11 protein-coding genes and 1 pseudogene are annotated in these 10,429 nt (G+C 71.6%); 4 read left to right on the top strand and 8 right to left on the bottom strand.

The window, feature by feature from the left end:
• From AB0K37_RS37050 to AB0K37_RS37040, 3 genes are all read right to left on the bottom strand, one after another.
• The coding region (locus AB0K37_RS37050) for an AAA family ATPase (protein WP_363989450.1) at positions 1-1,047 on the bottom strand (1,047 nt) is incomplete at its 3' end.
• A 142-nt stretch (positions 1,048-1,189) separates the two neighbouring features.
• Entirely contained in the window at positions 1,190-1,408 is a 219-nt protein-coding gene (locus tag AB0K37_RS37045; protein ID WP_363989447.1) for a hypothetical protein, read from the bottom strand.
• A 246-nt stretch (positions 1,409-1,654) separates the two neighbouring features.
• Positions 1,655-2,419, bottom strand: coding sequence for an NIPSNAP family protein (locus AB0K37_RS37040; RefSeq protein WP_363989444.1), 765 nt, complete (start codon positions 2,417-2,419; stop codon positions 1,655-1,657).
• Positions 2,420-2,525: 106 nt separating this feature from the next.
• Between AB0K37_RS37040 and AB0K37_RS37035 the strand changes: the two are divergent.
• Together AB0K37_RS37035 and AB0K37_RS37030 are read left to right on the top strand one after the other, a co-directional pair.
• Positions 2,526-3,049, top strand: a pseudogene (locus AB0K37_RS37035) (helix-turn-helix domain-containing protein); the annotation flags it as partial.
• 9 nt (positions 3,050-3,058) lie between these two features.
• A complete protein-coding gene (locus AB0K37_RS37030) occupies positions 3,059-3,517 on the top strand; it encodes an SRPBCC family protein (protein WP_363989442.1) in 459 nt (152 codons plus the stop codon).
• Here AB0K37_RS37030 and AB0K37_RS37025 read toward each other — a convergent pair.
• Genes AB0K37_RS37025 through AB0K37_RS37010 form a run of 4 tightly spaced genes read right to left on the bottom strand, consistent with a single transcriptional unit; the run spans position 3,514 to position 7,420 of the window.
• Positions 3,514-4,419 carry an ROK family protein gene (locus AB0K37_RS37025; protein ID WP_363989440.1) on the bottom strand — a complete coding sequence of 302 codons (906 nt, stop codon included), beginning with the start codon at positions 4,417-4,419 and terminating at the stop codon, positions 3,514-3,516. The genes AB0K37_RS37030 and AB0K37_RS37025 overlap by 4 nt on opposite strands.
• Positions 4,416-5,231, bottom strand: coding sequence for a carbohydrate ABC transporter permease (locus AB0K37_RS37020; RefSeq protein ID WP_363989438.1), 816 nt, complete (start codon positions 5,229-5,231; stop codon positions 4,416-4,418). Before AB0K37_RS37020 ends, AB0K37_RS37025 begins: the two co-directional genes overlap by 4 nt.
• Positions 5,228-6,172, bottom strand: a complete 945-nt coding sequence (locus AB0K37_RS37015) for a sugar ABC transporter permease (protein WP_363989435.1) — start codon at positions 6,170-6,172, stop codon at positions 5,228-5,230. The genes AB0K37_RS37020 and AB0K37_RS37015 overlap by 4 nt, the downstream gene beginning before the upstream one ends.
• A complete protein-coding gene (locus tag AB0K37_RS37010; RefSeq protein ID WP_363989432.1) occupies positions 6,173-7,420 on the bottom strand; it encodes an extracellular solute-binding protein in 1,248 nt (415 codons plus the stop codon).
• A gap of 369 nt (positions 7,421-7,789) precedes the next feature.
• Here AB0K37_RS37010 and AB0K37_RS37005 point away from each other — a divergent pair, with 369 nt between their 5' ends.
• Positions 7,790-8,593, top strand: coding sequence for an SRPBCC family protein (locus AB0K37_RS37005; RefSeq protein ID WP_363989429.1), 804 nt, complete (start codon positions 7,790-7,792; stop codon positions 8,591-8,593).
• Positions 8,594-8,604: 11 nt separating this feature from the next.
• A complete protein-coding gene (locus tag AB0K37_RS37000; RefSeq protein WP_363989426.1) occupies positions 8,605-9,756 on the top strand; it encodes an SRPBCC family protein in 1,152 nt (383 codons plus the stop codon).
• A gap of 14 nt (positions 9,757-9,770) precedes the next feature.
• On the opposite strand, the gene AB0K37_RS36995 is transcribed toward AB0K37_RS37000, so the two are convergent.
• On the bottom strand, positions 9,771-10,429 hold a 659-nt coding region (locus AB0K37_RS36995; RefSeq protein ID WP_363989424.1), incomplete at its 5' end, for a LuxR C-terminal-related transcriptional regulator.

Below are 10,429 nucleotides of genomic sequence, written 5' to 3'. Positions count from 1 at the left end.
AGATCGGTATCGGCCCGCTGCGGTAGTCGTCCTCGTCCGCCCAGGCGGTGCGCATTGCCCGCAGGTGATCGTCGGTGAGCCGTCCGCGTTGTTCGCCGCGTCCTGGTAGGTGACGGCGCGGATGAGCGGGTGGCGGAACCGCACCTCACCGCCGTCCAGGATGACGAGCCCGGCCTCCTCGGCGGGCCCGAGGTCGGCGGGCATCAGGCCGAGCGCGTCCCCGGCGCGCAGGACGATGCCGAGGTCGGCGGTGCCGTCGGCGGCGACCACCAGGAGCAGCCGGCGGGTGGCGTCCGGCAGCTCGGCCAGCCGGCGCCGGAACGTCTCCTGCACCCGGCCGCCCACCGGCAGCGGCCCGGCGGGACGGGCGGGCCGCGACCGCAGGGCGTTCCCCAGTTCGATGAGCGCGAGCGGGTTGCCGGCCGCCTCGTCCAGCAGGCGCTCGCGCACCGGCACGGTCAGCCCGGGGGCGTGCGCCATCACCAGTTCCTCGGCGGCCCCGCGGTCCAGGCCGGTCAGCCGCAGCACCTCCAGGCCGCGGTCGGGGAAGGGGCGGGCGCCGTCCCGGGCCGTGAAGATCATGGAGATGGGGTCGGCGCCGAGCCTGCGGGCGGCGAACAGCAGGGCGTCCAGCGACGCGGTGTCCAGCCACTGCGCGTCGTCGACCAGGCACACCAGCGGGCGGTCGGCGGCCAGCTCCGACAGAAGCGTGAGCGTGGCCGCGCCGATCAGGAAGCGGTCGCCCGCCGGGCCCGCGCCGAGGCCGAACGCCGACCGCAGCGCCGCCGCCTGCTGCTCGGGCAGGGCGTCGAACCGGTCGCCGTAGGGGTGCAGCACCAGATGCAGCCCGCCGAACGCGAGCTCGCTCTCGGACTCGACGCCGGTCCCGCGGAGGACCCGCATGTCGCCGGCGGCCGCCGCGACCTGTTCGACCAGGGCCGTCTTGCCGATCCCCGCCTCGCCCTGGACAACCACGGTCCTGCTCCGCCCGGCGCGGGCGTCCCGGAGCAGCCCGGTGAGGTGGTCGAGCTCGCGGTCTCGCCCCATGAACACGCCGAGAACACTACAAGCCGGACCGCCCGCCCACGGGCCGGAGCGTCCAGACACAGAGAAGACAGGGTGAGGCCCTGGGGACGGTGGTGCTCCCCAGGGCCTCGGAAGTCGAGCTCAGAGTGTCAGGAGGTGCGGATCACTGCTTCCGCGCCTCCTCCACCTGCGCCTTGATCTCGTCGGTGGACTGGTTGCCGCTCACCGTCGTGATCGTGTGGTGGTTGCCGTTGTGGCCGGACTGGACGTCGACCTTGCCGGTCGGCGACAGCTGCGCCTGGCCCTTGAGGACCTGCGCGTTGTACTCCTCCTTGCCCGGCGTCGGGTTGTCGAAGCGCTGCGGGTTCTTCTGCTCGGCCATCTCAGTGTTCCTTGTCGATTGACGGGTCGGGTGACCTCCGTGCTGCCACCCCTGCGGGTGATCGTTGCCGGGGGGACCGCCGCTGTCAAGGCGGGCGATGCGGATGAGGGGTTTGGGCGCGGCGACCGTCCAGGAGGGCGTCGCGCGGAAGCGGCCGGGCGCACGGCGAGGCGGAGCGGTAGCCGGTGACGCGGTGACGCGGTGACGCGAGCCTCCCGCTTCTCGCTCGGACGGGCGCGGGACGCTTCAGCGGAGTGCGGAGCGGGGGGTGGGGGCCAGGGGCAGTCGTTGCAGTGGGGCCGCGGAGTCCGCGGCGAGGGCGGGCAGGAGCCGTTCGGTCCACTCCGGTGACCGGGCCAGCCGGTCGAGGTGGTCGCGCAGGTGGGCGGCATTCTCGAAGACCGCGAACCAGAGGAAGACGTTCTCGCCCGTCCGCACGGGGAGGCGGGGAAAGGTGTTCTCGGCCGGTTCGGTCTGGAAGCGGGCGACGGGAGCAGCGCCGAGCCCGGCCATGAAGGGGGCGATCGTGTCGTCGAAGTACGCCGCGAACGTGGTGTCCACGGGCGCCTTGCGGTGCAGGATCGTCGCCATGACTCGTGACTCGGGGGGTGCCTCTCCGACCGGCGGCCGCCCGTTCGCGGGCGGGAAGCCGGAGCCGGGCACCACCGGCCGCAGCAGCAGGACGTCGTCGGAGTCGAGCATGGTGGCGGCGGCGGCGGGGCCATGCTCCCTCCACGCCGCGCCCTCCAGGTAGAAGGCGGTGAGCGCCGCCTTCCGCGCCTCCATGTCGGGGAAGCCGCGCAGCCACACGTACCGGTCCGGGTCGGCCTCGTCGTGGAACTGCCCGATGACGCGCATCCCGGCGGCCTCCTGGGTCTCGACGAACTCGCGGTCGAAGAGGTCGGTCAGGACGGGCCGGGCCCCGGGCCGGAGGGTGTACTGCCGCAGTTCGACGACGGAGCAGCGGAGGTCCGCCGCGGGGGCCGGCGTGGCGCTGAGGGGCTCGGACATGGCTCGTTTCCTTCGTTCAGGAGAGGTGGGGGCTCCACGGTCGCAGTCCGGCGCGGCGGCCACGAGTGGCTGATCTGCCGACATGCGCACGCTTTCTGCCATAAGGGCGCGGATCGTGTCGCTGTGCACCGGCGCGTTCGCCCTGGCCGCAGCCGGGATCCTGGACGGACGGTCCGCCGCCACCCACTGGATGTTCGCCGACACGTTGCAGCGGCGGTACCCGCGGGTCCGGGTGGACGCCTCGGTGCTCTACGTCGACGAGGGGGACGTGCTCAGCAGCGCCGGACGCACCGCCGGGCTCGACCTGTGCCTGCACATCGTCCGCCGCGACCTCGGCGCGGACGTCGCCAACCAGGTGGCCCGGCGCATGGTGGTGCCGGCGCACCGCCCCGGCGGCCAGGCGCCCGCCGCTTCACCGCCCACACCGGGACCACCCCGTCCCGGTGGCTCCTCGACCAGCGTCTCGGCCGCGCCCGCGCGCTGCTCGAATCCACCGACCTGCCCGTCGAGCAGGTGAGCCGCCGCAGCGGCCTGGGCTCGGCCGCGAACCTGCGGCGCCATTTCACCCGGCACGTCGGCGTCCCGCCGACCGGCTACCGGCGCGCCTTCCGCGGGCGGGATGCGCCGTAGGGTGGGCGGATGTACTCGACTCGGGTGTCGCGGCACGTGAGAGCCCGTCCTTCGGACGTCTACCGGGCGCTCGTCGACGCGGACGCGATCATGAGATGGCGGGTGCCGGACGGCATGACCAGCGAGGTGCACGAGTTCGACGGCCGCGAGGGCGGCGCGTTCCGGATCTCGCTCACCTACGACGCGCCGACCGGCGCCGGCAAGTCGTCGGCGCGCACCGACACCTACCACGGGCGGTTCGTGGAGCTCGTGCCCGGCGAGCGCGTGGTCGAGGTGTTCGAGTTCGAGACCGGCGATCCCGCCCTCCAGGGCGAGATGACGATGACCACGACGCTCACCGAGGTCGACGGGGGCACCGAGGTGCTCGTCGTGCACGAGGGCATGCCCGACGCCGTGCCCGCCGCCGACAACGAGACCGGCACGCGAATGGCCCTGGACAACCTCGCCAGGCTCGTCGAAACGGGCTAGCCGCCGTCCAGCGCGCGCCGGGCGAGGATCGCCGCGCCCCTGACGGCCGCCTGGTCGTCCAGCCGCGTGCGCAGCAGGCGCGGCGGGTCGCGGAACTTCAGGCGGGCGGCCAGGCGCCCTTCGAGGGGGGCCAGGAGCGCGTCCCCGGCGCGGGCGAGGCCCCCGCCCATGACCAGCAGGCCCGGATCCATCAGCAGGACCGTCACGGCGAGGCCGTCGGCGAGGCAGTCGAGCGCCTCCGACCAGACCCGTCCCGCCTTCTCCTCGCCCCGCCCGGCCCGCGCGATCACCTCTTCGGCCGGGACGCCCTCGCCGTGGCGGCGGGAGATGGCGGCGGCGGAGGCGTAGGTCTCCACGCACCCCCGGTTCCCGCAGGCGCAGGGCTCGCCGCCGGGACGGACGACGACGTGGCCGATCTCGCCGCTCCAGCCGACCGTCCCCGGGTAGGGGGCGCCGTTGAGGATCAGGGCGGCGGCGATGCCGGTACCGACGGCCACGAAGACGAAGTCGCCCGCGCCGCGGCCCGCGCCCAGCACGGCCTCGGCCAGGCCGCCGGTGCGGACGTCGTGGCCGATGGCGACGGGGACGCCGAGGCGTTCGCGCGCCAGTCGCCGGATCGGCACGTCCCGCCACCCCACGTTGGCGGAGTGGACGGCCGTGCCCGTCGCCTCGTCCACGATGCCGAGCAGGGCGATGCCGGCCGCGCGGGCGGGGGAGCCCAGGGACGCGGCACGGGCGGCGAGATGGGCGGCGAAGTCGAGGACGCCGCCCACCGGGTCGGCCCGGTCGGTGGGCCGCGACTCGCTCGCCAGGACCTGCGAGTCCTCACCGGCCGCCGCGTCCTCACCGAACAGGGCGGCCTTCATCGTGGTGCCGCCCACGTCCAGGCCGATCAGGGTCATTTGACCGATCCCGCCGTCAGGCCGCCGATGAGGTAGCGCTCGATGAAGACGAACAGGATGACGACCGGGATGATCGCGATCAGCGAGGTGGCGAAGAGGTACTGCCAGTGCGCCTGGTACTGGGTCACGAAGGACGGGATCCCGACGGTGAGGGGGCGGCGGTCCGGGGACGCGGTGACGGTCAGCGCCACGATGTACTCGTTCCACGCCGCGATGAACGTGTAGACGATCGCGGTGACGACGCCCGGCATGGAGATGGGCAGCGTGACGCGGGTGAGGGCGCCGACGCGGCCCGCGCCGTCCAGGAAGGCGGCCTCCTCCAGTTCCTTCGGGATGCTGGAGAAGTAGCCGTGCAGGATCCAGATGCAGAACGGCAGGTTGAACGCCGCGTTCACCAGGATGAGCGACAGCAGCGTGTCGGTGAGGTCGAGCGCGACCATCTCCCGGTAGATGCCGATCACCAGGGCGGTCGGCGCGAACATCTGCGTGACCAGGACGAGCAGCAGGAACGCCCCGCGCCCCCGGAAGCGGTTGCGGGCCGTGTAGTACGCGGCGGGCATCGCGCAGGCGAGGGTGACCAGGGTCGCGGCCGCCGCGACGGTGAGGGAGACCCGCATGTAGGTCCAGACGGGCGCGGCCGACCAGACGTCCGCGAAGTTGGACCACGTCCAGTGCGAGGGCAGGTAGGTGCCCGGCGACCTGGTCAGCTCGCGCTCGGGCTTGAGCGCCGTGACGAACATCTGCAGGTAGGGCAGCAGGAACGCAAGGGCGACCAGCCAGCCGACGCCCGTGAGGACGATCCGGCGCGTCATCGGACCTCCTCCCGCCAGCGGGCGGCGCGCAGGTACAGCAGCACCATCACGAGGATCAGGGCGAAGTTCACGACCGCCATCGCGCCGGACTCGCCGACGTTCTGATCGTAGAACGCGAGTTTGTACATGAACGTGGTGGTGGTGTCGGTCTTGCTGCCGGGGCCGCCGCCCGTCATCGCCCAGATGATCGGGAACGAGTTGAACACGTTGATCACGTTGATGATGGACGCGATGAGCACGGCGGGGCGCAGCAGCGGCAGCGTGATGGCGACGTAGGTGCGCACGGACCCGGCGCCGTCGACGCGGGCCGCCTCGTACACGTCGGCGGGGATCGTCTGGAGCCCGGCGAGGATGACGAACGAGGTGAACGGCAGCGACACGAAGACCGCCACCCACATCATCCACAGCATCGCCTGCCCCGGGTGGGCCAGCCAGTTCACCGGCTCGTCGATCACGTGCAGGTCGAGCAGCACGCGGTTGACCAGGCCGGAGTAGTTGTCCAGCATCCACTTCCAGATCAGCGACGTCATCAGCACCGACGCCGCCCACGGGACGATGACGGCCCAGCGCACGACGCGGCGGCCGGGGAAGCGGGCGTTCAGCAGCTGGCCGAGGGCGAGCGAGAGCACCATCGTGACGACGACGACTCCGGCGACCCACAGCAGCGTCCGCAGCACGACCGGGACGAGGTCGTCCTCGCCGAACAGGTCGGTGTAGTTGCCGCCGCCCCGGTAGCCGAGCGTGACGCCGGAGGAGCTGATCTTCTGCAGCGAGGTGCGGACCATCTCGATGACGGGCCACAGCACCACGATCGCGATGAGCGCGAGGGACGGGGCGAGCCACGGCAGCGGCGCCAGGGCGCGTCCGGTCCGCCGGAGGAGGGAGGGGCGGGGGGCCGTCGAGGCGGCGGCCCCCCGCTCTCCGGTCGGGGAGTCCAGCACTCAGCCGGCCTTCTCGGCCGTCTCCTGGATCTTGTCCAGGACCTTCTTCGGGTCTTCGTTCGCGGCGGCGGTGCCGAGGTCCTGCTTGACCGCGCCCGCGACCGCCGACCACGCCGGGTTGGACGTCGGCGCGAACTTCGACGTCGGGAGCGCGTCCACGAACTGCTTCATGTACGGGTCGGCGCTGAGCGCGTCGCCGGCCGACTTCGTCACCGGGAGGAAGCCCTCGGTCTTGAGGAACTTCGAGGTGTTCTCCTTCTGGTAGAAGAAGTCGAGGAACTTCTTGACGGCCTCCTTGTTCTTGCCGCCGTCCTTCTTGAACGCGGCGAGGACGTCCATGACGCCGAGGGTGTTGTGCTCGGTGCCGCTCTTGCTCGGCAGCGGCGCGACGCCGAATTCCAGTTCCTTGTTCACCGGGTCGATGAACCCGGCCTTGGTGAACGGGCCGCCGATGGCCATGCCGATCTTGCCCTGCGCGAACTGGTTGAACACCGTCTTGCGGTCGGTGGTCTCCGGGTTCGGCTGGGTCAGCCCGGACTTGTTGAGGTCCTTGAGGAAGGCGAGGGTGTCGACGTTGGCCTTCTGGTTGATCGCCCACTTGCCGGACGCGTCGACCCAGCCGCCGCCGTTGTTCATCGCCCAGGAGTAGAACTCGGCCTGCGACTCCTCGGGGCCGAGCGGCAGCCCGTACCCGGTCGCGCCCGCCTTCTTGATCTTCTCGGCGTCGGCCCTGACCTCGTCCCAGGTGGCGGGCGGATCGCTGATGCCGGCCTTCTTGAACAGGGCCTTGTTGTAGAAGAGCAGGCGGGCGCTGGAGATGAACGGCAGGCCGTACTGCGCGCCGTTGTACTGCGCCTGCTGGACGAAGGTCGGCGTGAAGTCGCCGAGCGTGCCCGGCGACAGCACCTCGTCCGCCTTGTAGATGAGGCCGTCGCGGGCGAAGTCGGAGAACGCGTTGTAGTTGAGGACGTCCGGAACCTGCTTGGTCTGGACGTAGGTCTTCACCTTGGCGTCCATCTGGGTCCAGTCGACCATCTCCAGGTTGACCTTGTAGCCCGAGTTCTTCGCCTCGAAGTCCTTGATCAGGGCGTCCCAGAAGGGTTTGGTGTTGTCGTCGTAGATCGCGGCGACGAACTTGATGGTCTTGCCGTCGGAGTCGCCTCCCGACGAGCTGCCCTTGCCGCAGCCGCTGACGCCGAGTGCCACGGTCAGGCCCGCGGCGACGACGCCCATGAGGTGCCGTTTCATCTGTCCCCGCCTTCTCCGGCTTGCGCGCATGAAAGATTCTGCGCGGTGTGAACGCCCCCCGAGCACAAACGCGCGTGGTGGGGAAGAAGATAAACACTGGTCCGTACCAGTTCAAGGGGCCCGTAAAGCACGAATCTCAACCGTTATGCGAGGTTTCGGAGACGCCGATCTGGTCCGGTGTCCACGCTGGGCTGGTCTGGTCGCCCGACAGGAGCGTCCGGGCGTTCGCTCCGGAAGCCTCCCGAGCCGCCGTCCTGGAGCGGCCGGCCGCGCCGAGATGTGGCGCACTCCTGCCTGCGTCCTGTTTTGCCCCAGCTTGACCGGGTAACCCGCCGCCGTACCCGAGTTGGACGATGAGGTGGACAGGACATGAAACTCCGGACGGGCCCGATCGCGGGCGCGGCCGTCGGCGCCGGCGGGGCGCTGGCCGCGCTCTCGGCGCGGCGCCTGGCACGCCGTGCCTCGGCCGGGCTCGTCACCCGGCTCGAACGGCGGCTCGACCGTGCGGTCCGGCACCTCACCGCGAAGGCGGAGCAGGCCGGCCCGCTCGCCAAGGCCGCCCTGGCCGGGGTCAGGGCGCTGCAGGAGGGCAAGTCCCCCCTCCGAGCGCTGCTGAGCTTCGGCTGGACGGCCCTGAAGGAGACCCTCGCCGGCATCTTCGGGCGGGGGCGGAAGGGGAAGCCGACCAACATCGTCGAGCAGATCGACGTGGGGGCGCCGCGCCGGCTGGTCTACGACCAGTGGACGCGGTTCCAGGACTACCCGTCCTTCATGAAGAAGGTCGTCAGCGTCGACCAGGCCGACGACGCCAAGCTGAACTGGAAGGCGAAGATCTTCTGGTCGGCGCGGACGTGGGAGTCGACGATCAAGGAGCAGGTCCCCGACGAGCACATCGTGTGGCGCTCGAAGGGCCCCAAGGGCTACGCCCACGGGTCGGTCAGCTTCCACGAGCTGTCGCCGAACCTGACCCGCGTCCTGCTCGTCCTGGAGTACCACCCCGTCGGCCTGTTCGAGCGGACGGGCAACCTCTGGCGGGCCCAGGGCCGCCGGACGCGGCTGGAACTGAAGCATTTCCGCCGTCACGTGATGACGCAGGCGCTCCTGCACCCCGACGAGGTGGAGGGCTGGCGCGGCGAGATCCGCGACGGCGAGACCGTCACCAACCCCAAGTGAGGAAGCGGAACATGGCACGCGCAAACCCGATGGGCAAGCTGCCCGTCGGCCAGATCGCCAAGAGGCTGCCGATCGGCGGGCGCAAGCGCTCGTCCGGTATCGGCGCCATCACCAAGGCCCTCCCGGGCGGCCGGGCCATCGGCACCGCCGGCGGCGTCCTGCTCGGTGCGGGCGCGGCCGTCGCGGCGAGCCGGGCCATCGCCGGCAACCGCGCCGGGCGTGACTCCGACCAGGGCGACCAGGAGCAGGCGAAGGCCTCCGACGCCGAGAACGGCGCGAAGGACGAGGCCAAGAAGGACGCCAAGAGCGACTCCAAGGACGAGGCCAAGGCCGACGCCAAGGACGCCGACGGCAAGGACGAGAAGTCCGAGGACGGGGGCAAGGGCGTCTTCGGCAAGCTCAAGGACGTCCTGCCCGGCGGCAAGAAGGAAGGCAAGGGCGGCAAGGGCGGCGGGAAGAAGGTGAAGGTCACCAACATCGTCGAGCACATCGACATCGGTGCGCCGTCCCGCCTCGTCTACGACCAGTGGACGCAGTTCCAGGACTACCCGTCCTTCATGAAGAAGGTCGTCAGCGTCGACCAGGCCGACGAGACCAAGCTGAACTGGAAGGCGAAGATCTTCTGGTCGGCGCGGACGTGGGAGTCCACGATCGTCGAGCAGGTCCCCGACGAGCACATCGTGTGGCGCTCGAAGGGCCCGAAGGGCCACGTGGACGGGACGGTGAGCTTCCACGAGCTGGCGCCGAACCTGACCCGCGTCCTGGTCGTCCTGGAGTACCACCCGCAGGGCTTCATGGAGCGGACGGGCAACCTCTGGCGCGCCCAGGGCCGCCGCGCCCGGCTCGAACTGAAGCACTTCCGCCGGTACGTGATGACGAACTCGCTGACCCGCGCGGACGAGATCGAGGGCTGGCGCGGCGAGATCCGTGACAGCGAGGTCGTCCGGACGCACGAGGAGGCCATGGAGGAAGAGGAGAAGTCCGGCAAGGGCGGCGGCTCCGGGACCTCCGCGAAGGGCTCCGAGAGCGCCAAGGACTCCAAGGACTCGGAGACCAAGGGCTCCCGGAACGGCCGGAGCACGCGGAGCTCATCGTCCTCGTCCTCGTCCTCCCGCAGCGGCAAGGCCGAGGACCGCGAGGAGGAGTACGAGCAGGCTCGCTGATCCGGCCGGCCGGATCAGCGGATCAGCCGGGCCAGCTCGACGCGCGAGCGGATCCCGAGACGGGTGAAGACGTTGCGGAGATGGTGGTCGATCGTCCGCGGGCTGAGCAGCAGGCGCGCAGCGATCTCCCGGTTGGTGGCCCCCTCGGCGGCCATCCGGGCGATGTGCGCCTGCTGCGCGGTGAGCTTGCCGAACCCGCTCGCCGCCCGCGGCGCGGTCTCCCCGGCGGCGCGCAGCTCGGCGCGGGCCCGCCCCGTCCACGGGGCGGCGCCGTAGCGCTCGAAGACGCGCAGCGCGGCGCGCAGGTGCTCGCGGGCGGCGCGAGGGCGTCGCCCGCGGCGCAGCCGGTGCCCGAACAGCAGCTCGGTGCGGGCCAGCTCGAACACGGCGCCGGCGGCCTCGTGCAGGCGCAGGGCCTCGGTGAAGTGCTCCTCGGCCTCGTCGTCGCATCCGGCCAGCAGGCCCAGGCAGCGGCGGCCGAGCGCCTCCGGGCCGGGGGGCGAGCCGACCCCGTCCACCCAGCGGCGGAAGTGCTCGTAGGCCGCCGCGGCCGGGTCGTGCTCGCCGGTGCGGACCAGCGCCTCGACCAGGTGGGCCGAGGCCAAGCAGTCGACGGGCCAGGGCCTGTCGCGGCTGCTGAACCTCACCGACGGGATGCTCGGCCAGGGCCGGG

This window comes from Actinomadura sp. NPDC049753 (assembly GCF_040674655.1).
GTDB classification, from domain to species: domain Bacteria; phylum Actinomycetota; class Actinomycetes; order Streptosporangiales; family Streptosporangiaceae; genus Spirillospora; species Spirillospora verrucosospora.
The sequence above is the reverse complement of the archived record's forward strand: the minus strand, read 5'-3'. Positions and strand labels throughout refer to the sequence as shown.